This is a genomic window from Micromonospora mirobrigensis (genome assembly GCF_900091555.1).
Classification (GTDB): Bacteria; Actinomycetota; Actinomycetes; order Mycobacteriales; family Micromonosporaceae; genus Micromonospora; species Micromonospora mirobrigensis.
Window position 1 is genome coordinate 262,749 of the sequence record NZ_FMCX01000004.1, and the last position, 26,323, is coordinate 289,071.

25 protein-coding genes are annotated in these 26,323 nt (G+C 74.0%); 13 read left to right on the plus strand and 12 right to left on the minus strand.

Annotated features, from left to right (window positions below; genetic code table 11):
* Complete coding sequence (gene metH, locus GA0070564_RS15840) at window positions 1-3,516, minus strand: methionine synthase (RefSeq protein ID WP_176730688.1); 3,516 nt, start codon at window positions 3,514-3,516, stop codon at window positions 1-3.
* A 236-nt stretch (window positions 3,517-3,752) separates the two neighbouring features.
* Here metH and GA0070564_RS15845 point away from each other — a divergent pair, with 236 nt between their 5' ends.
* Entirely contained in the window at window positions 3,753-4,622 is an 870-nt protein-coding gene (locus GA0070564_RS15845) for a PAC2 family protein (protein ID WP_091609410.1), read from the plus strand.
* A 163-nt stretch (window positions 4,623-4,785) separates the two neighbouring features.
* Entirely contained in the window at window positions 4,786-5,577 is a 792-nt protein-coding gene (locus tag GA0070564_RS15850; RefSeq protein ID WP_091609411.1) for a GntR family transcriptional regulator, read from the plus strand.
* Window positions 5,578-5,629: 52 nt separating this feature from the next.
* Here GA0070564_RS15850 and mshC read toward each other — a convergent pair whose 3' ends face one another.
* The 4 genes from mshC to GA0070564_RS15870 all read right to left on the minus strand — a co-directional run bounded on the left by mshC (window position 5,630) and on the right by GA0070564_RS15870 (window position 9,172).
* Window positions 5,630-6,868, minus strand: coding sequence for a cysteine--1-D-myo-inosityl 2-amino-2-deoxy-alpha-D-glucopyranoside ligase (gene mshC / locus GA0070564_RS15855; RefSeq protein WP_091609412.1), 1,239 nt, complete (start codon window positions 6,866-6,868; stop codon window positions 5,630-5,632).
* A 72-nt stretch (window positions 6,869-6,940) separates the two neighbouring features.
* Window positions 6,941-7,759: an SCO1664 family protein gene (locus GA0070564_RS15860; RefSeq protein ID WP_091609413.1), complete on the minus strand. Its 819-nt coding sequence runs from the start codon at window positions 7,757-7,759 to the stop codon at window positions 6,941-6,943.
* Window positions 7,756-8,346, minus strand: coding sequence for a DUF3090 domain-containing protein (locus GA0070564_RS15865; RefSeq protein WP_091609414.1), 591 nt, complete (start codon window positions 8,344-8,346; stop codon window positions 7,756-7,758). Before GA0070564_RS15865 ends, GA0070564_RS15860 begins: the two co-directional genes overlap by 4 nt.
* A gap of 112 nt (window positions 8,347-8,458) precedes the next feature.
* Window positions 8,459-9,172, minus strand: a complete 714-nt coding sequence (locus tag GA0070564_RS15870) for a histidine phosphatase family protein (RefSeq protein WP_091609415.1) — start codon at window positions 9,170-9,172, stop codon at window positions 8,459-8,461.
* A 523-nt stretch (window positions 9,173-9,695) separates the two neighbouring features.
* On the opposite strand from GA0070564_RS15870, the gene GA0070564_RS15875 reads away from it, so the two are divergent.
* Window positions 9,696-10,283 (plus strand): hypothetical protein, encoded by a 588-nt coding sequence (locus GA0070564_RS15875; RefSeq protein ID WP_091609416.1) that lies wholly within the window; start codon window positions 9,696-9,698, stop codon window positions 10,281-10,283.
* Between the two features lie 64 nt (window positions 10,284-10,347).
* Here the strand turns inward: GA0070564_RS15875 and GA0070564_RS15880 are convergent, their stop codons facing one another.
* A complete protein-coding gene (locus GA0070564_RS15880; RefSeq protein WP_091609417.1) occupies window positions 10,348-11,184 on the minus strand; it encodes an undecaprenyl-diphosphate phosphatase in 837 nt (278 codons plus the stop codon).
* Window positions 11,181-12,233 carry an LLM class F420-dependent oxidoreductase gene (locus GA0070564_RS15885; RefSeq protein WP_091609418.1) on the minus strand — a complete coding sequence of 351 codons (1,053 nt, stop codon included), beginning with the start codon at window positions 12,231-12,233 and terminating at the stop codon, window positions 11,181-11,183. The genes GA0070564_RS15880 and GA0070564_RS15885 overlap by 4 nt, the downstream gene beginning before the upstream one ends.
* A 164-nt stretch (window positions 12,234-12,397) precedes the next feature.
* Here GA0070564_RS15885 and GA0070564_RS15890 point away from each other — a divergent pair, with 164 nt between their 5' ends.
* Complete coding sequence (locus tag GA0070564_RS15890) at window positions 12,398-13,369, plus strand: aldo/keto reductase (RefSeq protein ID WP_091609419.1); 972 nt, start codon at window positions 12,398-12,400, stop codon at window positions 13,367-13,369.
* Window positions 13,370-13,451: 82 nt separating this feature from the next.
* The gene (locus GA0070564_RS15895) at window positions 13,452-13,643 is read left to right on the plus strand and encodes a DUF5703 family protein (protein ID WP_088973730.1); all 192 of its coding nucleotides are present in this window, start codon (window positions 13,452-13,454) and stop codon (window positions 13,641-13,643) included.
* A 66-nt stretch (window positions 13,644-13,709) separates the two neighbouring features.
* Here GA0070564_RS15895 and GA0070564_RS15900 read toward each other — a convergent pair whose 3' ends face one another.
* Together GA0070564_RS15900 and GA0070564_RS15905 are read right to left on the minus strand one after the other, a co-directional pair.
* Window positions 13,710-14,369 (minus strand): hypothetical protein, encoded by a 660-nt coding sequence (locus GA0070564_RS15900; protein ID WP_091609420.1) that lies wholly within the window; start codon window positions 14,367-14,369, stop codon window positions 13,710-13,712.
* Between the two features lie 60 nt (window positions 14,370-14,429).
* Window positions 14,430-15,758, minus strand: a complete 1,329-nt coding sequence (locus tag GA0070564_RS15905; protein ID WP_091609421.1) for a M20/M25/M40 family metallo-hydrolase — start codon at window positions 15,756-15,758, stop codon at window positions 14,430-14,432.
* Window positions 15,759-15,927: 169 nt separating this feature from the next.
* Between GA0070564_RS15905 and GA0070564_RS15910 the strand changes: the two genes are divergently transcribed.
* The 3 genes from GA0070564_RS15910 to GA0070564_RS15920 all read left to right on the plus strand — a co-directional run bounded on the left by GA0070564_RS15910 (window position 15,928) and on the right by GA0070564_RS15920 (window position 17,879).
* Window positions 15,928-16,545 carry a hemerythrin domain-containing protein gene (locus GA0070564_RS15910; RefSeq protein ID WP_091609422.1) on the plus strand — a complete coding sequence of 206 codons (618 nt, stop codon included), beginning with the start codon at window positions 15,928-15,930 and terminating at the stop codon, window positions 16,543-16,545.
* A 73-nt stretch (window positions 16,546-16,618) separates the two neighbouring features.
* Entirely contained in the window at window positions 16,619-17,626 is a 1,008-nt protein-coding gene (locus GA0070564_RS15915) for a LysR family transcriptional regulator (protein WP_091609423.1), read from the plus strand.
* 16 nt (window positions 17,627-17,642) lie between these two features.
* Window positions 17,643-17,879: a hypothetical protein gene (locus tag GA0070564_RS15920; protein ID WP_091609424.1), complete on the plus strand. Its 237-nt coding sequence runs from the start codon at window positions 17,643-17,645 to the stop codon at window positions 17,877-17,879.
* A gap of 57 nt (window positions 17,880-17,936) precedes the next feature.
* Here GA0070564_RS15920 and GA0070564_RS15925 read toward each other — a convergent pair whose 3' ends face one another.
* The 3 genes from GA0070564_RS15925 to GA0070564_RS15930 are packed head-to-tail and all read right to left on the minus strand — an operon-like array spanning window position 17,937 to window position 21,014.
* Window positions 17,937-18,287 carry a DUF3140 domain-containing protein gene (locus tag GA0070564_RS15925; RefSeq protein WP_091609425.1) on the minus strand — a complete coding sequence of 117 codons (351 nt, stop codon included), beginning with the start codon at window positions 18,285-18,287 and terminating at the stop codon, window positions 17,937-17,939.
* Window positions 18,287-18,442 carry a hypothetical protein gene (locus tag GA0070564_RS29320; RefSeq protein ID WP_176730689.1) on the minus strand — a complete coding sequence of 52 codons (156 nt, stop codon included), beginning with the start codon at window positions 18,440-18,442 and terminating at the stop codon, window positions 18,287-18,289. Before GA0070564_RS29320 ends, GA0070564_RS15925 begins: the two co-directional genes overlap by 1 nt.
* Window positions 18,443-18,461: 19 nt before the next feature.
* Window positions 18,462-21,014, minus strand: coding sequence for an ATP-dependent Clp protease ATP-binding subunit (locus GA0070564_RS15930; RefSeq protein WP_091609426.1), 2,553 nt, complete (start codon window positions 21,012-21,014; stop codon window positions 18,462-18,464).
* A 116-nt stretch (window positions 21,015-21,130) separates the two neighbouring features.
* Between GA0070564_RS15930 and GA0070564_RS15935 the strand changes: the two genes are divergently transcribed.
* The 5 genes from GA0070564_RS15935 (at window position 21,131) to GA0070564_RS15955 (ending at window position 26,321) form a co-directional block, all read left to right on the plus strand.
* Entirely contained in the window at window positions 21,131-21,508 is a 378-nt protein-coding gene (locus GA0070564_RS15935; protein ID WP_091609427.1) for a hypothetical protein, read from the plus strand.
* 185 nt (window positions 21,509-21,693) lie between these two features.
* Window positions 21,694-21,954 carry a hypothetical protein gene (locus tag GA0070564_RS15940; protein ID WP_091609428.1) on the plus strand — a complete coding sequence of 87 codons (261 nt, stop codon included), beginning with the start codon at window positions 21,694-21,696 and terminating at the stop codon, window positions 21,952-21,954.
* 8 nt (window positions 21,955-21,962) lie between these two features.
* A complete protein-coding gene (locus GA0070564_RS15945) occupies window positions 21,963-22,991 on the plus strand; it encodes a hypothetical protein (protein WP_245670038.1) in 1,029 nt (342 codons plus the stop codon).
* Window positions 22,984-25,656, plus strand: coding sequence for an FtsK/SpoIIIE domain-containing protein (locus GA0070564_RS15950; RefSeq protein ID WP_091609671.1), 2,673 nt, complete (start codon window positions 22,984-22,986; stop codon window positions 25,654-25,656). The genes GA0070564_RS15945 and GA0070564_RS15950 overlap by 8 nt, the downstream gene beginning before the upstream one ends.
* Complete coding sequence (locus tag GA0070564_RS15955; RefSeq protein ID WP_091609429.1) at window positions 25,653-26,321, plus strand: hypothetical protein; 669 nt, start codon at window positions 25,653-25,655, stop codon at window positions 26,319-26,321. The genes GA0070564_RS15950 and GA0070564_RS15955 overlap by 4 nt, the downstream gene beginning before the upstream one ends.
* Window positions 26,322-26,323 lie beyond the last annotated feature (2 nt).

The window sequence follows — 26,323 nt, forward strand, 5'->3', positions numbered from 1 at the left end:
CTATTTGGCGTTGAAGTAGTTCGCCTCCGGGTGGTGCACCACGATCGCGTCGGTCGCCTGCTCCGGCACCAGCTGGAACTCCTCCGACAGCTGCACCCCGATCCGCTCCGCCCCGAGCAGCTCGACGATCTTCGCCCGGTCCTCCAGCTCCGGGCACGCCGGATAGCCGAACGCGTACCGGCAGCCGCGGTAGTCGTTGCGCAGCAGGCCGGCCAGGTCGGCCGGATCGTCGCCGGCCACGGTGCCGCCGCCGGGCAGGGTCAGCTCGGTGCGGATCCGCCGGTGCCAGTACTCGGCCAGCGCCTCGGTGAGCTGCACGGACAACCCGTGCACCTCCAGGTAGTCGCGGTATTCATTCGCGGCGAACATCTTCGCGGTGTAGTCGCTGACCGGCTGCCCGACGGTGACCAGCTGCAACGCCACCACGTCCAGCTCGTCGCCCTTGGGGCGGAAGAAGTCGGCCAGGCAGAGCCGCCGCTCCTGCCGCTGCCGGGGGAAGGAGAACCGCGCCCGCTCGGCGTGCCCGTTCTCGTCCAGCACCACCAGGTCGTTGCCCTCGGCGTACGCCGGGAAGTAGCCGTACACCACGGCGGCCTCGAGGACCTGGTCGGCGGTGAGCCGGTCCAGCCAGTACCGCAGCCGCGGCCGGCCCTCGGTCTCCACCAGCTCCTCGTAGGACGGCCCCTGGCCGCCGCGGGAGCCGCGCAGCCCCCACTGCCCGAGGAAGGTGGCCCGCTCGTCCAGCAACGCCGCGTAGTCGGCCAGCGGAACACCCTTGACCACCCGGGTGCCGAAGAACGGCGGCTTCGGCACCGCCACGTCGAGCGCCACGTCCGAGCGGACCGACGAGTCGTGCAGCTCGGGCAGGGCCTCGGTGACCATCGCCCGCTGCTTCTCGCGCCGGGCCCGCCGGGCCGCCAGGGCCGCCTCCCGCTCCGGGTCCACCAGGGGTACGCCGCCCCGCTTCGCCGCCATCACCCGGTCCATCAGGGACAGCCCCTCGAACGCGTCGCGGGCGTAGTGCACCTGGCCGGGGAAGATCGACCGCAGGTCGTCCTCGACGTACGCCCGGGTGAGCGCCGCCCCGCCGAGCAGGACCGGCCAGCGCTCCGCGACCCCGCGCGACGCCATCTCGGCCAGGTTCTCCTTCATGATGACGGTGCTCTTGACCAGCAGCCCGGACATCCCGATGGCGTCGGCCCGGTGTTCCTCGGCCGCCTCCAGGATGGCGTTGATCGGCTGCTTGATGCCGATGTTGACGACCTCGTAGCCGTTGTTGGACAGGATGATGTCGACCAGGTTCTTGCCGATGTCGTGGACGTCGCCCTTGACCGTGGCGAGCACGATGCGGCCCTTGCCGCCGTCCTCGGCGGTCTCCATGTGCGGTTCCAGGTACGCCACGGCGGTCTTCATCACCTCGGCGGACTGGAGCACGAACGGCAGCTGCATCTGCCCGGAGCCGAACAGCTCGCCGACCACCTTCATCCCGTCGAGCAGGATGTCGTTGATGATGGACAGCGGCGCCCGACCGCCGGCCATCGCGGCGTCCAGGTCGGCCTCCAGGCCGTTGCGCTCGCCGTCGATGATCCGTCGCTTGAGCCGCTCGTCCAGCGGCAACGCCGCCAGCTCCTCCGCCCGGGTGGCCCGCGCCGAGGCCGCGTCCACGCCCTCGAAGACCTCGATGAAGCGCTGCACCGGGTCGTACCCCTCGCGGCGCCGGTCGTAGACCAGGTCCAGGGCGATCTCCCGCTGCTCGTCGGGGATCTTCGCCATCGGCAGGATCTTGCTGGCGTGCACGATGGCGGAGGTCAGGCCGGCCTGCACGCACTCGTGCAGGAAGACCGAGTTGAGCACCTGCCGGGCGGCCGGGTTGAGGCCGAACGAGATGTTGGAGATGCCGAGGGTGAAGTTGACCCCCGGCCAGCGGGTGGCGATCTCCCGGATCGCCTCGATGGTCTCGATGCCGTCGCGGCGGGTCTCCTCCTGGCCGGTGGCGATCGGGAAGGTCAACGCGTCGATGAGGATGTCCTCCCGGCGCAGCCCCCACCGGGCGGTCAGGTCGTCGATCAGCCGGCCGGCGACGCGGACCTTCCACTCGGAGGTGCGGGCCTGGCCCTCCTCGTCGATGAGCAGCGCCACCACGGCGGCGCCGTGCTCCTGGACGATCGGCATCACCCGGGCGTAGCGGGACTGCGGGCCGTCGCCGTCCTCGAAGTTCACCGAGTTGACCACGCATCGGCCGCCGAGCATCTCCAGGCCCGCCTCGACCACGGCCGGCTCGGTGGAGTCCAGCATGATCGGCAGGGTGGAGGCGGTGGCGAACCGGCCGGCCAGCTCCCGCATGTCCGTCGTGCCGTCCCGGCCGACGTAGTCGACGCAGAGGTCCAGCAGGTGCGAGCCGTCCCGGGCCTGGCTGCGGGCGATCTCCACGCAGGCCTGCCAGTCGGCGGCGAGCATCGCCTCCCGGAACGCCTTGGAGCCGTTGGCGTTGGTCCGCTCCCCCACCATCAGCACGCTGGCGTCCTGGGCGAACGGCACGTGGTGGTAGATCGACGAGACACCCGCCTCGGACTGCGGCTCTCGGGCCACCGGGGCGCGGCCGTGCAGGCGCTCGGCCAGCACCCGGATGTGCTCCGGGGTGGTGCCGCAGCAGCCGCCGACCAGCGCCACGCCGTACTCGGTGACGAAGCGTTCCAGGGCGTCGGCCAGCTCCACCGGGGTCAGCGGGAAGTACGCCCCGTCGGCGGTGAGCACCGGCAGGCCGGCGTTCGGCATCACCGACACCGGGATGCGGGAGTGCTGGGACAGGTAGCGCAGGTGCTCACCCATCTCGGCCGGGCCGGTGGAGCAGTTCAGCCCGATCAGGTCCACCCCGAGCGGCTCGATCGCGGTCAGCGCGGCGCCGATCTCGCTGCCCACCAGCATGGTGCCGGTGGTCTCCACCGACACCTGACAGATGATCGGCACGTCCCGGCCCAGCTCGGCCATCGCCCGCTTCGACCCGACCACCGCGGCCTTGACCTGGAGCAGGTCCTGCGACGTCTCGATGATCAGCGCGTCGGCGCCGCCGGCGATCAGGCCGGCGGCGTTCTCCTGGTACGCGTCGCGCAGCGCCGCGTACGGGGCGTGGCCCAGGGTGGGCAGCTTGGTGCCCGGGCCGATGGAGCCGAGCACGAACCGGGGGCGCTCCGCCGTGGCGTACGCGTCGGCGGCCTCCCGGGCGATCCGCGCCCCGGCCTCCGCCAGCTCCCGGATCCGGTGGGGGATGCCGTACTCGGCGAGGTTGGGCAGGTTGGTGCCGAAGGTGTTCGTCTCGACGCAGTCCGCCCCCGCCAGCAGGTACGCCTCATGCACGCCGCGCACCACGTCGGGGCGGCTCACGTTGAGGATCTCGCTGCACCCCTCCAGCCCCTCGTAGTCGTCGAGGGACAGGTCGGCGGCATGCAGCATCGTGCCCATCGCCCCGTCGGCGATGAGGATCCGATCTGACAGCACATCCAGCAACGAAGTCCGCACCCCGCCAGGTTAGTGCGCCCACCAACGCCTCCGCCGCACCACGCTGGGGCTTCCCACATACTGTCAGCGGGATCACCGCGTCCCGTTCGTCCGCTTCGCCCGACCGGTCCGCCGCCCGGGCGGCGGCTGACCGGCGCGGCCGACGGGCCGGCCACCGCGCCGGCACGTAGGCTGACGGACGTGAAGGACAACAAGGACGCCACCGTCCGGGCCGACGAACAGGGCGGGGTGACGGCGTGACCGAGTTCGACGGACTGCCGGTGCTGCGGTCCCCGGTGGCGATCGCGGCCTTCGAGGGTTGGAACGACGCCGCGGACGCCTCCACCGCCGCGGTGGAACACCTGGAGCAGGTCTGGCAGGCCCGCCAGGTGACCGAGCTGGACCCGGAGGACTTCTACGACTTCCAGGTCAGCCGGCCGACGATCACGATGGCCGAGGGTGAGACCCGGCGGGTGGAGTGGCCGACGACCCGGTTCATGGTGGCCAGCCCCGAGGGCACCGAGCGCGACGTGGTGCTGATCCGGGGCATCGAGCCGAGCATGCGGTGGCGCACCTTCTGCGAGCAGGTGCTGGAGATCTGCCACAGCCTGGAGGTCGAGCGGGTGGTGCTGCTCGGCGCGCTGCTGGCCGACGTGCCGTACACCCGGCCCCTGCCGATCACCGGCAGCGCCTCGGACGCGGAGTCCGCCCGCCGCTACCAGCTCACCCCGACCCGCTACGACGGACCGACCGGCATCGTCGGGGTGCTGCACGACGCCTGCACCCGGGCCGAGGTCGACGCCGTCTCCTTCTGGGTGCACGTGCCGCACTACGCCAACAACCCGCCCTGCCCGAAGGCGACCCTGGCCCTGCTGCACCGGGTCGAGGAGGTGCTCGACCTGCCGGTGCCGATGGCCGACCTGGCCGAGGAGGCCGCCGAGTGGGAGCAGCGGGTACACAGTGCCGCCGAGCAGGACGCCGAGCTGGGCGAGTACGTGCGCGAGCTGGAGGAGCGGGTCGGCGACGCCGGCATCACCCCGTTGACCGGGGACGAGATCGCCCAGGAGTTCGAGAAGTACCTGCGCCGTCGCGGCGGCTCCGCCGGCCCCACCGCCGGCTCCTGGTGAACGTCCCCCTGTCGGCGGCCGCGCGGCGCGACGCCCGCGGCCCCGACTGGGGTTGACCCGCGCTCCGTCCGGAGGCGATCTACCGACGTTCCGCGCGTGCCCGGCTTCCCTCGACACCGCGCGTAGGGCATCCTAGGAACCTAGCTGTTCTGAGGAGGCGGGCGTGCAGATCAACCCGGGGGCCGCCGAGTTCCCGCACCGGCAGATCGCCGCGCAGCTCAAGGCCCAGGTGCGCCGCGGCGACTGGGGGCCGGGCGAGCGGCTGCCGTCCATCCCGGCCATCGCCGAGATGTTCGGCGTCGCGAAGCAGACCGTGCAGCGCGCCGTCGACCAGCTGCGGGTCGAGGGCATCCTGATCACCAAGCCCGGCTCGGGTACGTACGTCCGGGGCACCCGGCGGCGGCTCAACCGGCTCTCCCGGGGCCGGTACGGCGGCTTCCGCGGCTACCACACCGACCTGGCCGCCCGGTACCGGCAGCAACTGGTCTCGGTGGGCCGATCCCCCGCGCCGCCGGAGGTGGCCGACGCGTTCGGCGTCGCCGACGGCACCGACCTGCTCTGCCGCCGGCACCTGGTACGCACCGAGGACTCACCGGTCGAGGTCGGCGCCTCCTGGTTCCTGCCGGCCGACACCGCCGGCACCTCCCTGGAACGCGCCGAGGCGTTCGGCCGCCCGCTCTACCAGGAGGCCGAGGAGGCCACCGGCCGCCGGTACGCCACCGCGACCGACACCATCAGCGCCCGGCAGCCCAGCCGGGAGGAGGCGGAGACGTTGCAGATCCGCCCGGACACGCCGGTGCTGCACCTGCTGCACGTCGCCTACGACGCCCACCACAAGCCGATCGAGGTCGCCCAGGCCACCTGGCCCGGGCCGATGACCACCCTCACCGAGGAGTACCGGATCCCCGGCCCCGTTCCCGAGCAGGACCCCGACCCCGGCCTCGTCCTGGGCTGAGCGTCAAGAAGGGGCCCCTGCCATACCGGAGGCGTTGACAGGGGGCCCCTCCTTACAGGCGGACGCCGAGGAGGGCGTCGACGGTGTCGGCGAAGAGCTTCGGGGCCTGCGCGTCGTCGGCGACCCCGGCGAGCGCCCGGTCGGCCCACGCGTCGGCCAGCGCCAGGGCGCCCGGAGTGTCCAGGTCGTCGGCCAGCCGGGCGCGTACGCCGGCCACCAGCTCGGCCCCGGACGGCCCGGCGGGCGCGGCGGCGGCCCGCCGCCAGCGGTCCAGCCGCTGCTCGGCGGTGGTCAGCAGGTCGTCGGTCCAGGAGCGGTCGGCGCGGTAGTGGCCGCTGATCAGCGCCAGCCGGACCGCCATCGGGTCCACCCGGTCGGCCCGCAGCCGGGAGACGAAGACCAGGTTGCCCCGGGACTTGGACATCTTCTCGCCGTCCAGGCCGATCATGCCGGCGTGCACGTAGTGGTCGGCGAAGGGCGTCTGGCCGGTGAGCCGCTCGGCGTGCGCGGCCGAGCACTCGTGGTGCGGGAAGAGCAGGTCGTTGCCGCCGCCCTGCACGGAGATCTGGTCGCCGAGCAGGTTCAGCGCGACGACGGCGCACTCGATGTGCCAGCCGGGGCGGCCCGCGCCCAGCTCGCCGCCCGGCCACGAGGGCTCACCCTCGCGGGCGCCGCGCCACAGCAGCGGGTCCAGCGGGTCGCGCTTGCCGGCCCGGTCCGGGTCGCCACCGCGCTCCGGGAAGATCTCCAGCATCTCCGCGCGGGACAGGTTGGACTCGTAACCGAACCGGGGTGCGGCGCTGATGTCGAAGTAGACGTCGCCGGTGCCGTCGTCGAGCCGGTACGCGGCGCCGTCCTTGAGCAGCACCTCGACCTTCTCGGCGATGTCCGGGATGGACTCCACCGCGCCCACGTAGTGCGCCGGCGGGATGATCCGCAGGGCCTCCATGTCCTCCCGGAACAGCGCGGTCTCCCGCATGGCCAGGACCTTCCAGTCCTCGCCGTCGCGGTTGGCGCGCTCCAGCAGCGGATCGTCGATGTCGGTGACGTTCTGCACGTACCGCACGGAAAGGCCGGCGTCGCGCCACATCCGCTGCACCAGGTCAAAGGTGATCATGGTGGCGGCGTGGCCGAGGTGGGTGGCGTCGTACGGGGTGATGCCGCAGACGTACATGGTGGCCGTGCCGTCGGGACGGCTGGGCTGGACGCGCTGCCGCGCCGAGTCGTACAACCCCAGGGTGCTGCCCTCACCCGGCAGCCGTGGCACCTCGTGACCCGCCCAAGACTCCATTACCCCAGCCTAACGAGCCGTCCGCCCGGCACGGGCCACTGCCAGCACTCGGGTGATCAACATGACAGCGATTCACATCGGCGGCCAGGGGATCGCCGGCCAGTCCTCCGAGGGCAGCGGGAAGGCGCCGGCGTCGCGCAGCCGTTCGCAGCGGGCGGCCAGCTCGGCCACCTCGGAGATGGTGAGGTGCTCGGCCAGCTCCTCACCGAACGCCCCGGTGACCTGGTCGACCAGGCCGTCGAGCATCTCCACCGCGTCCGGCGGCAACTGCCGGCCGGCCCAGCCCCAGAGGACCGTACGCAGCTTCTCCTCGACGTGGAAGCTCACCCCGTGGTCGACGCCGTAGATCCGGTCCTCCGGGCCGACCAGCACGTGGCCGCCCTTGCGGTCGGCGTTGTTGATCACCGCGTCGAGCACCGCGAGGCGGGCCAGCCGCGGGTCGTCGGCGTGCGCCAGCGCGTACGCGGCGCCGTCGTCGTCCCGGGCCGCCGCGACCGGGAACCAGCGCGGCGGCAGCGCGTCCGCCGGGACGAAGCCGACCAGCGGCTCGGCGTCCTCCGGCTCGTCGATCCACAGCTGGCAGGAGCCAGGGCCGAACGGGCCGTCCCGCAGCACCGTGGGCGGGACGAGGCCCCAGCCGCTGGCCCGGGAGACGAGGTATGCCGCGACCTCCCGGCCGGCCAGGGTGCCGTCGGGGAAGTCCCACAGCGGGCGCTCGCCCCGCACCGGCTTGTAGACGCAGCGGGCGCTCACCCCGTCCAGGGTGACGATGCCGCGCAGCGTGGTGTTGGAGGCGTCGACCAACCGGCCCTCCAGCTCCAGCTCACCGTCGTGCAGCAGCCGCAGAGCGGCACGCTCGTCCTGCCGGGGTCGGAGTTCCGACGACGTCACCGGTGGTAACCGTTGTGCCGCGGGCAGAGGTGCCCGGCGGGGTCCAGCGGCTGACCGCAGAGCGGGCAGGGCGGCCGGCCGGCGTTGACCACCCGGCGGGCCCGGGCGATGAACTCGCGGGTCGCCTCCGGGGTCAGCCGCACCCGCAGCCGGTCGAGGTCCTCGTCCAGCTCCTCGACCTCGTCGTCATCGTCGTCGTCCTCGTCGTCGCCGCCGAGCTCGACCTCGGTCTCGGCCTCCCCGGCCGCGATCGCCTCGATCACCACGGTGGCGGTGTCGACGTCGAAGGCCAGGCCGAGGGTGCCGACGCGGAACTCCTCGTCGACAGGGGTGTCGAGCGGCTCGTTGTCGCCGACGACGGGGGCCACGGGCGCCTCGGGCAGGTCCACGCCGAACCGGCGCTGCGCCTCGACGAGCAGCTCCTCGAGCTTCTCGGCGAGCAGGGACACCTGCACCTTCTCAAGCGCGACGCTGACCAGCCGGCCGCCGCCGCGCGCCTGCAGGAAGAACGTGCGCTCCCCCGGCGGCCCGACGGTCCCGGCGACGAACCGCTCCGGCGGCTCGAAGGCGTGCACCTGGTGGGTCATACCCACGACCCTATCCGGCGGGTGGGAACGACGCGCAGCGCACCGAGGGTGGTTCCGCCGAGGGCGAAACGCCGGTGCTCCCCCGCCGCCGTCCCGGGCGTGGCGGCGCTGCTCACCGGGCCGCCCCCGCGCCACCGCCGACCGCCGCGTCGGAGTCCGTCGCCCGGGTGGCCCGCCGGCGCCGTTTGCGCGCCGGCGGCACCAGGCCCGCCAGGTCGCCGCCGGTGTCGTTGAGCCGGACCAGGAACGGGCGTAGCGGGGTGTATCGGACCGCGGTCACCGACGCCGGGTCCGCCACGATCCGCTGAAAGAGATCCAGGTGTACGCCGAGGGCGTCGGCGACGATGGCCTTGATCACGTCCCCGTGGCTACAGGCGAGCCAGACCGCCTCCGGGCCGTGTTCGGCGGTGATCCGGGCGTCCCACGAGCGCACCGCCGCCACCGCACGCGCGGCCATCGCGGCCATCGCCTCCCCCTCGGGGAAGACCGCCGCGCTGGGGTGCTGCTGGACCACCGGCCAGAGCGGCTCCTTCGCCAGCTTCTTCAGCGGCTGCCCCTCCCAGCTGCCGTACCCGCACTCGATCAGCCCCTCCTCCACCACCGGGGTGGACTGCGGCAGGGCCAGCTCGAGAGTCTGCCGGCAACGGATCAGCGGGCTGGTCACCACGGCGGCCAGCGGCAGCCCCTTGAGGCGCTCGCCGACGGCCGCCGCCTGGGCCCGGCCGGTGTCGTCGAGCTCCACCGGCTGCCGGCCGGCCAGACCGCCCTCGGCGTTCGCGGTGGTCCGGCCGTGTCGCAGAAGCAGAAGGGTCGCCACGGTGACCACCCTAGGGCCTGACACCGCCCCACCACCCGCGGCGGCCCCGGTGGCGTCCCGCCCGCCCGACGAGCTCAGGGGGACGGCTGCGGCCCCGCGGCACCGGCCGGCCCGTCCCGCACCTCGGCTGGTGCGCACCCGCAGGTGCCTCACCGGCACCCACCGGCCCGTCCGCCGGGTGAGTCATCGGGGCGCTTGGGCGGTCTGGGGTCGGTTGTCCGAATCCGGGGTGACCGGTCGCACCCCGGCGGCGGAATGGCGGCCGGGGCCGGGTCGTTACATCCACTGGACGACCGCAGCAGCACCCCCGGCTGCCAGCACCGATGCCCCGACGGATCGGGCCGGGCCCCGGAATGATCCCGGGTCCGAGGTCGTTACACATGGTCCGCCGCCACGACGAGCCCCCGCAGGGTCCGTGGCCGTGCCGGACACCCAAAGACTTTCCCCCTGGATCTTTTCGAGCGCCTGACGGTGCTTGCGCGTCGCCCGACCCCCATCGGGTGCCGCGCCAACCCCCGAACGGAGCTTCCCCATGAACAAGATGCTGACCAAGAGTGTGCTGGGTATCGCTGGTCTGGCCTTCGCCGGTGGGATGGCCGCCGGTCCGCTGAACCACGCCGACACCACCCCCACCACCGCCCTCACCCCGGCCGCGGTGCAGCAGGCCGACAAGCCTGACGCCAAGGCGCTGATCCCGCATGGTGTGCAGGGCACCCAGTCGAAGATCGACCTGAACGACGAGCAGACCGCCAACGCCAAGGCGATCATCGCCGCCACGAAGAAGGCCGGCCTGCCCGAGCGGGCCGCGGTCATCTCGATCGCCACCAGCTTGCAGGAGTCGAAGCTGGAGAACCTCGGCCACCTGGGCGACAAGAACGACCATGACTCGCTGGGTCTGTTCCAGCAGCGCCCGTCCAGTGGTTGGGGTTCGCCGGAGCAGATCACCGACCCCGCCTACTCCACCACCGCGTTCCTGAAGGGCCTCAAGCAGGTCGACGGCTGGCAGGACATGCCCCTGACCGACGCCGCCCAGACCGTCCAGGTCTCGGCCTACCCCGACGCCTACGCCCAGTGGGAGCAGCAGGCCGCCGACCTCGTCGCCCAGCACTGGAACAACTGACCCATGAACGAACGCTGGCCGGCACCCCGACGGGTGCCGGCCAGCGGCGTATTCAACCGAACTGTCAGGTAGCGCTGATCGTCCCCGTCAGCAGCAGGCAGAGGACCAGCGTCCCGAGCGCCACCCGGTACAGCACGAACAGGTACAGCGTGTGGTGCGCGACGTACCGCAGCAGCCAGGCGATGGCCGCGTACCCGATGCCGAAGGCGATCGCCGTCGCGACGATCATCTGCGCGACGCTCGGCGCGGCCGTGCCCGGGGCGGACGGTTCGAAGACGTCCGGGATGCTGAACACCCCGGAGATCACCACGGCCGGGATGGCCAGCAGGAACGAGTACCGCGCCGCGGTCTCCCGGGTGAGGTTGAGCAACAGGCCGACCGTCAGCGTTCCGCCGGAACGGGAGACGCCCGGGATGAGTGCCATGGCCTGGCCCAGACCCATCGCCACGCCGTCGCGCATCCGGAAGTTCTCCAGGGTGCGGGTCTGTCGACCCCAGTACTCGGCGAAGGCCAGCACCAGGGCGAAGAAGATCAGCGTGAAGGAGATCAGGTACAGGTTCCGGCCGGCGGTGCGGATCTGGTCCTTGAACAGCAGACCGAGGATGCCGATCGGGATGGTGCCGACGATGACGTACCAGCCCATCCGGTAGTCGAGGCTGGACCGCACCGACTTGTCGACCAACCCCAGGCACCAGGTACGGACGATCCGCCAGATGTCCTTGAAGAAGTAGATCAGCACGGCGGCCTCGGTGCCGAGCTGCGTCACCGCGGTGAACGACGCACCGGCGTCCCGGCCGAAGAAGATGGCCGAGGTGATCCGCAGGTGCCCCGAGGAGGAGACCGGAAGGAACTCGGTGAGCCCCTGGACGATGCCCAGGACGATGGCCTCGATCCAGGTCACTCGCCGACTCCGGAGAGCTCCAGGGCCTCGGCGACGGTCCGCAGGGTCTGCACGCCGCTGTCCCGGTCGGCCACGAAGAGGGTCACCGACAGGGTGGTGACGCCGGCCGCGGCGTACTCGCGCATCCGCTCGGCGATGCGCTCCTTCGGGCCGAGCAGCGAGGTGCGGTCGATGAACTCCATCGGCACCGCGGCGGCGGCGTCGCGCTGCCGCTTGGCCAGGTAGAGGTCCTGCACCTCGCGGGCGGCGTCGCCGTAGCCCATCCGGGTGGCGAGCTGGTTGTAGAAGTTCTGCTGCCGGCTGCCCATCCCGCCGACGTAGAGCGCGGCGTACCAGCGGACCAGCTCGGCGCAGGACGCCACGTCGTCACCGACCACCACCGGCACCGAAGGGACCACGTCGAAGCCGGCCAGTTCCTTGCCGGCCTTCGCCCGGCCGGCGCGCACCGAGGCGAGTTGCTCCTCGGCGAACTCGGGGGCGTAGAAGACGGCCAGCCAGCCGTCGGCGATCTCGCCGGCCAGTTCGAGGTTCTTCGGGCCGACGGCGGCCAGGTAGATCGGGATGTGCTCGCGGGGCGGGTGGAAGCCCAGCCGCAGCGCCTTGCCGGGCCCGTCCGGCAGCGGCAGGGTGTAGTGCTCGCCGTCGTACGCGACCTCCTTGCGGGCCACCGCCAGCTTGACGATGTCGACGTACTCGCGGGTGCGCGCCAGCGGCTTGGCGAAGCGCACGCCGTGCCAGCCCTCGGAGACCTGCGGCCCGGAGACGCCCAGGCCGAGCCGGAACCGGCCGCCGGAGAGGGCGTCGATCGTCGCCGCGGTCATCGCGGTCATCGCCGGGGTACGGGCGGGGATCTGCATCACCGCGGCGCCCACGTCGATCCGTTCGGTCTGACCGGCCATCCACGCGAGCATGCTCGGCGAGTCGGAGCCGTACGCCTCCGCCGCCCACACCACCGAGTAGCCGAGTCGGTCCGCCTCCTGCGCCAGAGCCAGGTGGTCTGCCGGCGTACTCCACGCCGTCTGGTATCCGAGGCTGAGCCCGAGTCGCACTGGTCCTCCCCCATCCGCACCACAGGTCGCACCAGGTTACGCAATGCCGGACGTGGGCCCGATCACCGGCTCACCCGAAAACGTCACACCGTCCGGCGGGTGAAGCGGGAAGTTGACTCCGGGCGAGGATATCCGTGACGGCAGCTTCGAAATAAGGTTCACCCATGCAACAGCGACCGCTCGGCCGAAGCGGGCTGGCGGTTTCGCGGCTCGCGCTCGGCACCATGACCTGGGGACGGGACACCGATGCCGACGACGCGGCCGCCCAGCTGAAGAGCTACCTCGACGCGGGCGGCAACCTGGTCGACACCGCCGACGTGTACGCCGACGGCGACGCCGAGTCGGTCATCGGGTCGCTGCTGGGTGGCCTGGTCCCCCGCGACGAGCTGCTCATCGCCACCAAGGCGGGGCTGCGGCCGGGCAGCGGCCGCCGCCGGGACGGCTCCCGGGGGCACCTGCTGCGCACCCTGGAGGCGTCGCTGCGCCGGCTCGGCACCGACCACGTCGATCTGTGGCAGGTGCACGGGTACGACCCGCACACCCCGCTGGAGGAGACCCTGTCGGCCCTGGACCACGCGGTGTCCAGCGGGAGGGCCCGGTACGTGGGGGTGTCGAACTTCGCCGGCTGGCAGACCGCCCGGGCCGCCGCCTGGCAGGCCGCCTGGCCGGGCCGCGCGCCGGTGGTCGCCGCGCAGGTGGAGTACTCACTCCTGGAGCGGGGGGTGGAGCGCGAGGTGCTGCCGGCCTGCGAGTCGATGGGGCTGGGGGTGCTGCCCTGGTCGCCGCTGGGTCGGGGGGTGCTCACCGGCAAGTACCGCAACGGTCGCCCGGCGGACTCCCGAGCGGTGTCGCCGCACTTCGAACGCTTCGTCGCAAGCTACCTGGACCCGCGCTGCTCCAGCATCGTGGAGGCGGTCGCCACGGCGGCCGGTGGGCTGGGCGTCTCGCCGCTGGAGGTGGCGCTGGCGTGGATCCGGGACCGGCCCGGGGTGACCGCGCCGATCCTGGGCGCCCGGACGGTGGGGCAGCTGCTCGGCGCGCTCCAGGTCGAGCGGATGACCCTGCCCGAGGAGATCGTCACCGCCCTCGACGACGTGTCGGCGATGCCGGTCGGCTACCCGGAACGCGACGGCTGAGCCCGACTGTCCGGTTCCCGGGCGGCGCGGGTCACCGGCCAGGGGGTGGCGCCGGGCCCGCGAGCTGGGCAGCATGGACGGCATGGACTACGAATACGCGCCACTGCGGTTGCCGCCGAACGTCGACCGGGTGACCGCCGCGGTGCAGCTGGCGATCCAGGCGGAGTTCTCCGGCTGGGAGTTGGCCCGGGTCCAGCTGTTCCGGGACGGGACGCGGCAGGTGATGCTGCGCCGGCGCCGGGTCAACAAGCTGGAGCCGGGCCTGTCGTACTAGTTCGGCGGGCGTACGCGTCGGGGCCGGACCGCGTACCACGGCCCGGCCCCGACGTTCTTCCGTGCCCTAGTGGCTGTGGCCGGCGTGGTCGTGCTCCTCGTCGTCCAGGTACGGGTGCTCGTCGAGCCGGCCCACGAGGCGGTCGTCGGCGGCCGGCTGGAACGGGCCCACCGGGTCGTCGTCGTCGAACGACTCCAGGTCCACCGGGGTGCCCACCTCGCTGACCATCACCACGCCGTCCAGCGGCTCCAGCTCCGGCACGTCCAGCGCGGACAGCGAACCGTCGCCGCTCTGGAGCAGCTCCAGCACCGCCTCGCCGACGCCCTCGACCGGCGCCGGCTCGTCGCCCTCCGGGGTGCTCTCGCGGCGGGCCGCGTCGGCGACCCGGACCAGCGCCGCGATGCTCGGCACCCGGTAGTCGCGGCGCTGACGCACCGAGATGACCCGCGGGTGCGGGTCGGAGGCCTCGACGCCCTCGGCGCCGGCGAACCGCTCGTCGGCCTCGTCCGGGTCGATGGACTCCACGTCCCAGGGGGTGACCTCCCCGAAGGCGTCGAGCAGCAACTCGTCGTAGGCGTAGGAGGCGTTGTTCAACGCCACGTACGCCTGCCAGACGTCGTCGTCGTCGACCCGGCCCTGGGCGGCGCGGACGGCGGCCAGGTGCCGGCGGGCGGTCTCGATCACGCGCTCGAGGGCAGCGTCCAGCTCACCGTGCTGGTCGGTCATGTGAGGCAGTCCCTTCGCGATGGGGGGAGGTTCGGGCCGGGTGGGAAGGACCGCAGCCGGTCAGCAGCTGCGGAGGAACCGGTCGAGAACCCGCACGCCGAACTGTAGCCCGTCCACCGGCACCCGCTCGTCGATGCCGTGGAAGAGGGCGGAGAAATTGAGGTCGGCGGGCAGCCGCAGCGGCGCGAACCCGAAGCAGCGGATGCCGAGCTGCGCGAACGCCTTGGCGTCGGTGCCGCCGGAGAGCATGTACGGCACCGGCCGGGCGCCCGGGTCCTCGGCGCGCAGCGCCGCCGACATGGCGGCGACCAGGTCACCGTCGAAGGTGGTCTCCCAGGCGGGCTGGCGCTGGATGTACTCGATGTCGATGTCCGGGCCGACCAGCTCGCGCAGCTGCTGCTCCAGCATCTCCGACTGGCCCGGCAGGCTGCGGCAGTCGATGGTGGCGGTCGCCCGACCGGGGATGACGTTGTCCTTGTAGCCGGCCTGAAGGCGGGTCGGGTTGGCGGTGCTACGGATGGTGGCGCCGATGATGTTGGCGATCGGGCCGAGCTTGGAGATGGCGGTCTCCGGGTCCTCCGGGTCCAGCTCGACGCCGAGGACGTCGGAGACCTCCGCCAGGAAGGCCCGCACGGTGTCGGTGACGGTGACCGGGAAGCGGTGCCGGCCGATCCGGGCGACCGCCTCGGCCAGCGCGGTGACCGCGTTGTCGTCGTGGATGAACGAGCCGTGCCCGGGGCGGCCCTTGGCGTGCAGCCGCAGCCAGTCCAGTCCCTTCTCGGCGGTCTCGATGAGATAGAGCCGGGTGGCGTCGTTGACCGAGTAGGAGAAGCCGCCGACCTCGCCGATCGCCTCGGTGCAGCCGTCGAAGAGGTCGGGGTGCCGCTCCACCAGGTAGCGGGCGCCGTAGTCGCTGCCGGCCTCCTCGTCGGCGGTGTACGCCAGCACGATGTCGCGCGGCGGGCGGACCCCGGTGCGCTGCCAGTCGCGGACCACGGCGAGCACCATGGCGTCGAAGTCCTTCATGTCGATCGCGCCACGGCCCCACAGGTAGCCGTCGCGGACCTCGCCGGAGAACGGGTGCACCGACCACTCGTCGGCGTCGGCGGGCACCACGTCCAGGTGGCCGTGCACCAGCAGCGCGTCGCGGCCCGGGTCGGCACCGGGGATGCGGGCGACCAGGTTGGCCCGGCCGGGCGCGGACTCGACCAGCCGCGACTCGACGCCGACCTCGGCGAGCTTCTCGGCGACGTACTCGGCAGCCCGGCGTTCCCCGGCGCTGGTGGCGTTGTCGCCGGTGTTGGTGGTGTCGATGCGCAGCAGGTCGCGGCAGAGGTCGACGACCTCGTCGGTGGGGTCCGGTCGGGCGGAGGCGGCGTCGCTCGTCATCCGTTCTTCATACCAGCCGCCCCGCCCGGCACGCCGCCTCGGCCGCGGCGGCGGCGCGGGCCGAACCGGGTGGCGTTTCGCGCGCGCGGCGTCCGGGTACCGCGCTGGGCGTCCCCGCACCGGTCTCAGCGGGCCAGCGCCCGGCCGGTCGCCAGTCGAGGAGGGCACCATGTCCGTACCCCTGCCGCCGCTGCCGCCGGCCGCGGACGACACCTACCGGCCCGGCGGCCGGAGCATGGCCGACCTGGTGGACCGGGAGCACCGGCAGCTGCTGGAGCTCTGCGACGAGGTGACGGCGGCGGACGCGACGCCGCAGCGCCGCCGGGAGGTGCTGGAGGTGCTCACCGCCGCGGTGTCCCGGCACCTGTCGGCCGAGGAGCAGTACCTCTTCCCCGCCGCCCGCGCCGCGGTGCCGGCCAGCGCCGAGCTGGTCGACCGGGAGATCCAGGCGGACGGCGCGCTGCTCACCGCGCTCAAGGGGCTCGCCGGCCCCGAGGACGAGGCGCTGGCCGACGTGGTCGACCGGGTCCGTCGGCACGTCGGCCGGGTCACCGCGCTGGTCACCCCGCTGCGGGAGGTGGCCACCGACGCGGAGCTGATCCGGTTGGGCAACCGGTGGCAGATCGCCGAGGAGGCGGCGCCGACCCGGCCGCACCCGGGCACCCCGGCGACCCCGCCGTGGAACCGGATCGTCGAGCCGGCGGTCGGGGTGGTGGACAAGGTCCGGGACGCGGTGAGCCGCCGCCGGACGTACCTGGCGGACCTGGACCGGGGGCCGCGCGGCTGACCGGTCGGGACGGCGTCGCCGTTCGCCGGTCCGTACCCTTCCGTCTGCCGCTGCGTGGTCCTACCGTCACGGTATGAATCTGGAGCTGCGACACCTGCGGGTCGTCTGCGCGATCGCCGAGACGGGGAGCGTGACCAAGGCGGCCTCGACGCTCGGCCTGGCGCAGCCCGCGCTGACCGCCCAGCTCCAGCGGATCGAGCGGACGCTGGGTGGCGCGCTCTTCGAACGGGACCGCCGGGGCGCCCGGCCGACCGCCCTGGGTGAGCTGGTGCTGGCCCGGGCGCGGGTGCTGCTGCCGGCGATGAAGGGCCTCCAGGACGAGGCGGCCCGGCTGGCCGGCGCGGGCGTCACCCCCACCCGGTACCGCTTCGGCGGGGTGAACAGCCCGATCCTGGGCCGGCTGGTGCACCGGCTCGGCGCGGATCAGCCGCAGGCCCAGATCAGCACGTACGCCTCCTGGTCGGTGGACGAGCTGGCCCAGCTGGCCGCCGGCGGCCGGCTGGACTTCGCGCTGGTCGGCGCGTGCGGGGACACCACCCCGTCGGCCGAGTTCGGGCTGCGCTGGCGGGAGGTGGCGGTGGATCCGGTGCTGGTGCTGTTGCCGCGGACCCATCCGCTGGCCGGCCGCGCCGAGGTGCCCCTGGTGGAGCTGCGCCGCGAGCGGTGGGTGGCGGCGCCGGGCGACGGCTGCTTCGGCGACTGCTTCGCCGCCGCCTGCGCCCGCGCCGGTTTCACCCCGAGCAAGGTGTACGAGACCGACGTGCGCGGCTGCGTCGACCTGGTGGAGGCGGGCGAGGCGGTGGCGTTGTGCCAGGCCACCTTCCGGCCCCCGGCGGAGCTGGTGACCCGCCGGCTGGCCGGGGTGCCGTTGCGCTGGCGGCTGCTGCTCGGCTGGCACCCCGACTCGCCGGCCGCCCGGCACGCCGGCGCGGTGCTGGAGGCGGCGGTGGCCGCGTACACCGACTCGCTGGCCGCGCACCCCGGCTACCTGGCCTGGCTGCTGGGCAACCCCGACTTCGGGGTACGCCGGGCCGGGGCGGATCCGGTGGCCGGGGGCGGTGGGGTGCGAACCGGGCGATGACGGGTATCAGGGCAGCATGACCGATCTCTACCCGGCCGCCGACGAGCGGGAGCTGCTGCGTCAGGCGGCCGCCACCGCCACCGCCGCCGCCCGTGACCTCGAGGCCTTCCTGCGGCGCCTGCCGGACGTACCCGACCCGGCCGACGTCGCCGAGTACGCCAACCTGCTCAGCCGGGAGGAGCGGGCCCGCGGCGAGCGGCAGGCCGCCGCGGACACCGCCGGCCTGCAACTGCCCAGCCTGAAGTCCGAGTGACCGGTTGACGCCGGCGGCCCCACCCCGGGACGGGGCGGGGCCGTCGGCCGTCCGGCCTCAGCGTTCGACGAGGACGTCGTGACCGAGGTCGAGCAGGGCGTGCCGCCACTGGTCGTCGGCGTTGCCCCGGCGGGGTTTCTCCGCGGTCAGCTCGCGGATCCGGTCGATCGCCGTCCGCATCACCTCGACGTCGGCCGGGGTGAGGTCCACCTTGCGCTTGGTCAGCACGTGCAGGATCTGCCGGCCGGGCTCGGGCAGGTCCATCGTGGGGTCCGGGCCGAACGCCTCCTCGCCGGAGCCGCGGGTGAGCAGCCACTGCCGTAGCTGTTCGGATCCGACGTTGACCTCGGCGTGGAAGTCCTCCCAGATGACCTCGACCTCGGGGTCGAGCCGCGTCTCGCGTACCATCACGCCTCCTCTTCGGCCGGCCCGGTCGGCGCCGGGTCCCCGTCATCGGGTTGCTGCTTCAGGCCCTCCGGCGGCACCCGCACCCGGGCCGGGTTCGCCGTCGGCGGCGCCACGATCGGTTCGGTCCGTTCGTCGCTCTCCTCGGGATCGCGCATCGGTTCCGCCTCCTCCGCCTCACCTCGGATGGGACGTGGTGGCCGCCGAGTAGCCGCGCTCGCCGGCGGTCACGTCGAAGGTGAGCTGCCCGTCGCGGGCGTCGACGGTGACCTTCTGCCCGGAGTTGACCGCGTTCTCCAGCAGCATCCGGGACAGCCGGTTGTCCACCTCCCGCTGGATGGTGCGGCGCAGCGGGCGGGCGCCGAACTCCGGCTGGTAGCCGTGCTCGGCCAGCCAGTCGACCCCGGCGGTGGTGACGTCGACCTCGATGTCCTGGGCGTGCAGCCGGCGGCGGGTCTCCTCCAGCAGCAGCTCGGTGATCTGACGCAGCTGCTGCTGCTCCAGCCGGCGGAAGATGATCACCTCGTCGATCCGGTTGAGGAACTCGGGGCGGAAGTTCTCCTGGAGCCGGCGCATCAGCCGCTCGCGCAGCTCGTCGCTCTCCTGGCTGCTGCCGGGCTCGCCGGTGCCGAAGCCGACCGCGCGCTGGGTGCCGGTGATCAGCTCGGAGCCCAGGTTGCTCGTCATGATCAGCACGGTGTTCTTGAAGTTCACCGTGCGGCCCTGGCTGTCGGTGAGGCGCCCGTCGTCGAGGACCTGGAGCAGGATGTTGAAGACGTCCGGGTGCGCCTTCTCGATCTCGTCGAGCAGCACCACCGCGTACGGGCGGCGGCGGACCGCCTCGGTGAGCTGGCCGGCCTCCTCGTACCCGACGTAGCCGGGGGGCGCCCCGATCAGCCGGGCGACGGTGTGCCGCTCCTGGAACTCGCTCATGTCCACCCGGACCATCCGGTCGGCCTCGCCGAAGAGCGCCTCGGCCAGCGCCCGGGCCAGTTCGGTCTTGCCGACGCCGGTCGGGCCGAGGAAGAGGAAGCTGCCCATCGGCCGCTCCGGGTCGGCCAGGCCGGTACGCGAGCGGCGGACCGCCTCGGCGACGGCGGTGACCGCGTCGTCCTGGCCGACCACCTTCTCGTGCAGGTGACCCTCCAGCCGCAGCAGCCGGTCGCGTTCCTCCTCGGTGAGCTGGTTGATCGGGATGCCGGTCGACCGGGAGACCACCTCGGCGATCTCGCGGGGGCCCACCGACGGCACGTGGTTGGTGTCCCCGTCGCCCCGGGCGCGGCGGATCTGCTCCTCCAGCTCGGCGAGCCGGTCGCGCAGCTGGGACGCCTTCTCGTACTGCTCGTCGGCGACGGCCTGCTCCTTGTCCCGGCGGACGTCGTCGAGCTGCTGTTCCAGCTCGCGGACGTCCGAGGCCGGGGTGCGGGTGCGCAGCCGGATCCGGGCGCCGGCCTGGTCGATCAGGTCGATAGCCTTGTCCGGCAGGTAGCGGTCGGTGACGTACCGGTCGGACAGTTCGGCGGCGGCGACCAGCGCCTCGTCGCTGAACCGGACCTGGTGGTGCGCCTCGTAGCGGTCGCGCAGCCCGCGCAGGATGGCCACGGTGTCCTCGACGCTCGGCTCGGGCACGAAGACCGGCTGGAAGCGGCGGGCCAGCGCGGCGTCCTTCTCGATGCTCTTGCGGTACTCGTCCAGCGTGGTCGCGCCGATCACCCGCAGCTCGCCGCGGGCCAGGGCGGGCTTGAGCATGTTGGAGGCGTCCATGCCGCCCTCGCTGCCGGCGCCGCCCGCGCCGACCAGGGTGTGGATCTCGTCGAGGAAGACGATCAGCTCGTCGCGGTGCGCCCGGATCTCGTCGATCACCTTCTTCAGGCGTTCCTCGAAGTCACCCCGGTAGCGGGTGCCGGCGACCAGGCCGGCCAGGTCCAGCTGGACCACCCGCTTGCCGATCAGGGTCTGCGGCACGTCGCCGTCGCAGATCCGCTCGGCCAGCCCCTCCACGATGGCGGTCTTGCCGACACCGGCCTCACCGATCAGCACCGGGTTGTTCTTGGTGCGCCGGGACAGGATCTCCACGGCCTGCTCGATCTCGTCGGCCCGGCCGACCACCGGGTCGATCTGGTCCATCCGGGCCAGTTCGGTGAGATCCTGGCCGTACTGGTCGAGGGTCGGCGTGCCCCGGTCGGGCTTCGGCCCGGGCATCGCGCCCCGCTCGGCGCCGGCGGCCTGCAACGACTCCGGCTGGATCCGCCCGGCGGCGAGCATCCGGCCGGCCGGTGACTCCGGGTTGAGCGGCAGCGCCATCAGGATGTGCTCGGGACCGATGTAGTTCGCGCCCATCGCCCGGGACAGCTGGTGGGCGTCGAGCAGGGCGCGCTTGGCCGCCGGGGTCAGCGACAGGTTCGGTGGCACCTCGCCGCGCGGGGCGCCCTCTCCCCGCCCGCCGAGGGCGTTGACCAGGGCGTCCGGGTCCGCGCCGGCGCGCCGGACCAGGTCGCGCAGCGGTTCGCGCTGCAGCGCCGCCCAGAGCAGGTGGTCGGTGTCCAGGTCGTTGCTGTGTTTCTGCGCGGCGCGGCGGGCCGCGTCGGCCAGCATCTCCCGCGCGTCGGCGGTCATCAGCCGGGTGATGTCGACCCGGTGCGCCGGCCGGCGCCCACCCTCTCCCCGGCCGAAGTACCGGGCCAGGAACTCGTCCCACGGGTCGGAGCCGAAGTCGCCGGGTCCCATCATCTCTGTCCTCCGCTGTCGGGCGCGGCACGGTCGCCGGGAGCGACTCCGCGGGCGCGGCACGGTCGCCGGTGGCTACCCGGCGGCCCGGGCGACAAACGCGGTGGCAGGCTGTGGGGATGGACCGGGTACCGCTGCTGATCGTCGACGCCGCCAACGTGGTCGGCTCCCGCCCGGACGGCTGGTGGCGAGACCGCGCCGGCGCCGCGGCGCGGCTGCGCGACGGGCTGGCCGCGCTGGCCGGAACGGGCCTGTCACCGGAGCTGCCCGGACCGGTCGAGGTGGTGCTGGTGGTGGAGGGAGCGGCGCGCGGGGTCACCGGGACGCCGGAGGTCACGGTGGTCGCCGCCCCCGGCTCGGGCGACGACACGATCGTCGAGCTGGTCGCCGGGGCCGGGAACCGCCGCCGCGCGGTGGTGACGGCCGACCGGGGGTTGCGGGAGCGGGTGGTGGCGCTCGGGGCCGAGGTGTACGGGCCACGGCGGGTCCGCCCCTGACGACGAGTCCCGTGGACGGGACCGGCCGCACCGGCGACAGGACCGGCGGCGGGTACGTGAGGGGCCTTCGCGCACGTCAGGACGGCAACCGGACAGCCGGGCAGGAACAGGGGCAGGGCGGATGTTCTCTCCCTCCGGCGGATGGGTTGTAATGGAGATCTCTCCCCGCCCCCAGGAGGTCCCCCGTGGCGAGCGTCGCCGAGTTGAAGGCAGCCATCGACATCGCCCTCCAACAGATCGGTGACGGCCAGAGCGCGGTGCAGGCCGCCGGGGAGAAACTGGCCGAGGCGCAGCAGACCCTGGCCGGGGCGCTGGAGGGCAGCGGGCACGAGACGGTCGAGGCCGCCCAGTCCTCGCTGACCCAGGCGGGCCAGGAGCTGGAGGAATGCCTCGCGGCGACGCTGGTCGCCGTCGAGCAGGCGCAGCAGTACGTCGCCACCCTGTAGGCGCGGACGTGTCGATCATCGAGGACGTCGGCGCCCGGGTGCGCGCCGCCGCCGAGGAGCTGCCGCTGGGGCAGCTGGCCCAGGCGCTGGAGAAGTTCGGGCAGGCCACCGAGCGGCTGCGCTGGGTGCGCCAGGAGTCCGCCAACCCGATGGGGGTGCCGGAGCTCTCCGCCGCCACCGAGCACGCCGAGACGGCCGGGTACGCGCTGCGGGTCGCCCAGGAGCAGCTGTCGGCGTACCTCGCCGCGATCGGGCTCGCCCCCGACGGAGCCCCGCCGCCGCGACCGGACGGGTCGGCGCGGCAGCGGCACGACGAGCCCCGGGAGGTGGCCCCGCCGGCCGCCGCGCCCGCCCCCGAGCAGGGCCAGGACCCGACCGTACGCCGCTGGTGGGCGGCGCGGGTCGCCGAGCTGACCGGCGGGTCGCAGGGCGCGCCGGACGCCCTGGACCCGGGGATCGACGACCCCCGGGAACTGCTGCACCGGGTCGCCGCCGGGGTCCGCTCCGGTGACCGGGGCCGGCTGCACCGGGAGCTGCGCGGCGCGCACGCCGACGTAGGGCTCGGGCTGGCCGCGGTCTCCCCGCCGGTGCTGCGGGAACTCGCCACCGAGCTGCTGGGCCACCCGCCCCGGGCCGACGACCTGGACCGGCTGCGACGGGAGCTGTCGGGGCGGGTGCGGGACCTGCTGCCCGGCCTCCCGCCGCCGGCGGTGGAGACGCTGCTGACCCGGGTCTGTCGGATGCCCCCACCGCCGCGCTCCGGCGAGCCGCCGCACGCCGCCGACTCGGCGGTCACCGCCGCGGTGGCCACCGGGGTGCTCGCCGCGCGGCTGGGTCGCGACGTCGCGGCCCAGGAGCCGTCCCGGCCCCGCGAAGGCGCGGCGGGCGACCGGGGCGGATCGACGGCGGGCCGGGGCGCCACCGTCGGGCGGGACGCGCCCGCCGGCCGGGGAGCCCCGGCCACGGGTCGGGGCGCGCCGCCGGGTGGGACGCCCGCCCGGCCGGGTGGCGAGGCGAACGGCGGGCGACGTGGCTGACCGGCGCGCACAACTGGTGACCCGGGTGCGGGGGATGCTCGCCGACGCGCTCGGCGCCACCCGTACCCGCTCGACGTCCGCCGGCGCGGAGCTGACCGCCGCCCGCGACCGGCTGGCCCGGGTGCGCCGGGCGGCCGCCGCCGTGCCGGAACGGGTCGGCGCGCAACGCGACCGGCGGCTCGCCGAGATCGACACCCGGCACGCCGCCCGCCTCGCCGACCTGGCCCGACGGGCCGCCGACGCCGCCCGGCGGGAGGCCCCGGGCGCGGCCTCGGCCGGCTGGGACGGCTGGGCGCCCACTCCCGCCGGCCGGGGTGAGACGCCCGGTTCGGTGCGGGTCGGCACCGTCCACATCGACGGCGCCGAGCCGGTGCCCGCGCTGGTGCCGCTGCTCGACGCCGGGCACGTCCACCTGGCCGGCGGCGACCCGCAGGGGTACGCCACAGTGGTGCCCGCGCTGCTGCTACGCAGCGTCGGCCGGGCCGACCCCGGCGCGGTACGGCTGTTCGGGTACGACCCGGAACACCTCGGCGGTGGCCTGGCCGGCTTCGCGCCACTGGGCACCGCCGGCCTGCTCACCTTCGTCGGACCGGGCGGCCTGGGCCGGCTCCTCGACGACCTGGTGGAGCAGGTCCGGCGGATCAACGAGACCGTGCTGGCCGGCGAGTACCGGACGCTGCGCGAGCTGGCCGCCGCCACCGGGCGACGGCCCGAGCCGTGGCGGGTGGCGGTGCTGCTCGGCGGCGACGAGCTCTCCCGGCACGAACGCGGCCAACTGGACCGGGTGGTACGCACCGGCGCGGCGTGCGGGGTGCACCTGGTGGTCCGCGGCATCGAGCTGCCCGACGACCCGACGGTCACCCGGGTGCTGGTGGGGCCCGGTCAGGCCCGGGTGGGCGACCTCGCCGTCACCCTGGACGACGCGCCACCCGCCGCCCTGGTCACCGACACCTGCCGGGGCATCGCCTCCCGGGTCAACGCCGGCCCGGCCCCGACCCCCTTCGCCGACCTGTTGCCGCCGGCGGACCGGATGTGGCGGGAGGACTCGGCCGGCGGGCTGACCGCCCCGATCGGCGAGGGCCCGCACGGCCGGCCGGTCCTGCTCACCCTGGGCGACTACCCGCCGCACGCCCTGATCGGCGGCCCCTCCGGCACCGGCAAGACCAACCTGATCTTCGCCTGGATCGGCGCGCTGGCCGCCCGCTACTCCCCCGCCGAGCTGGAGTTCTATCTGCTGGACTTCAAGGAGGGGGTGTCCTTCGCCCGGTTCGCGCAGGGCCGGCGGGATCCGAGCTGGCTGCCGCACATGCGCCTGGTGGGCATCAACGTCAACACCGACCGCGAGTTCGGGCTGGCCCTGCTGCGGTTCCTCGCCGAGGAGCTACGCCGCCGCGCCGACGCGGCCAAGAAGCACGAGGTCACCAAGCTGGCCGAGCTACGCGCGGTGGACCCCACCGGGCACTGGCCGCGGATCGTCGCGGTGGTCGACGAGTTCCAGGCGCTGCTCGCCGGCCGGGACGTGGTCGCCCGGGAGGCCGCCGACCTGCTGGAGGACCTGGCCCGGCGGGGCCGTTCCCAGGGCATCCACCTGGTCCTCGCCTCGCAGGACGTGCGGGGCATCGAGGCGCTGTGGGGGCGGCCGGCGCTGGTCGCCCAGTTCACCCTGCGGATCGCCCTGCCCAAGGCGCTGCGCATCCTGGCCGAGCGCAACGACGCCGCCCAGTCGCTGCCCCGGCACCACGCGGTGATCAACGCGGAGTCCGGTCTGGTCGAGGGGAACCAGGTGGCCCGGATCCCGTCGGCCAGCGACTGGGAGAGCTGGAGCGACCTGCAACACCGGCTGTGGCGGATGCGCCCGCAGGACGCCGCGCCGGCCCGGCTCTTCGACGGTGACGCCGTCCCCCGCCTGGCCGACGCGCCGGACTTCCGGGGGTTGAACCCGCCCGAGGAGGGGGTGCCGCGCAGCCCCGTCGCGCTGCTCGGCGAGATCATCGACGTGCAGGCCCGCTCGGCGGTGCTGCGCCTGCCCCGGGCCCCGGGACGGAACCTGGCGGTGATCGGCACCCGGGTCGACGAGGCGTGCGCGGTGCTCGACGCGGCCGCCCGCTCGCTGGCCCGCCAGCACCGCCCGGGTGAGGCCAGGTTCTCCATCGCCTGCCTGGACCCGGACGCCGACCCGGCCGCCCGGGAGCTCTACGCCGACCTCGCCGACGACGCCTCGTGGTACGACGAGGAGACGCTGCCCGAGCTGATGGCCGAGGTCGGCGACTCGCTCGGCTCCCCGGGCGTGCCGAGCGTGCCGCACTACCTGCTGCTGTACGCGGTCGACGCGGCGGCCGGGCAGCTCGCCGCTCGGGCCGGCCGGCGTACCGGCCTGGAGCAGCTGCGCCGGATCCTGCACGACGGGCCGGAACGGCGTACCCACGTGCTGGGCTGGTGGCGGGGTGTGGCGCGGATGCGGGTGGACCTCGGCGGGGCGGGCGCCCGCACCGACCAGATCGGCGCCTGGGTGGCGCTGGACGTGCAGGGCGCCGAGCTCGGGTCGTCGCTCTATCCGGGCACCGGCGGGCCGGACTGGTATCCCCGGCCGTGGCGGGGGCTCTTCTTCGACCGGGCGGTGCACCGCACCGGACAGGTGATCATCCCTTATGGTCCCACCCGATGAACGAACCGGTGACCAGTGAGACGTACGCGGCGCAGGTGCGCCGGCTCGCCGACCTGACCGCCCGGGTGGCGCGGCAGCGCGACGAGGCGCACGCCTGGTACGACCAGCAGTGCGCCGCCGCGCAGCGTGCGGTGATCGACGCCCAGGAGCAGGTGCGCCACGCCGAGGCGGAGCTCGCGCAGGCCCGTGAGTTGCAGGAACGGGTGGACGCCGAGGCGGCCCACCTGTGGCAGCAGCTGCGCGGGCGGCTCGGGGTGGGCGCCCGTCGCCTGGGCGACCCGCCCGCCCCGACCCGGGAGGCGTCGGGCGATCCGGTGCCGCTGCTGCGCGGCGTCCGGGAGCTGCTGGACCGGGCCGGCCAGCCGGGTGAGCTGCCGGCTTCGGTGAATCCGGTGCTGGCGCTCTGCGGGGTGGCCGGCGCCGCAGTGGCGTACGCCCTGGGTGCGGCGGCCCGGGCGCTGGGGGTGGCGGGCGGCGGTGACCTGGCCGTCGGCCTGCCGGTGCTGGCCCTGGTGGTCACCCTGCTCGGGCCGCTGCTGGGGCTTGCCCCGGCGAAGCTGGTGGCCGACCGCCGGCACGCCGTCCTCGGGCCCCGGCCGATCTTCGTGGTCCTGGTCGCCGGCCTGGTGACCACGATCCTGCTGCTGACCCTCCTGCCACGCTGAGC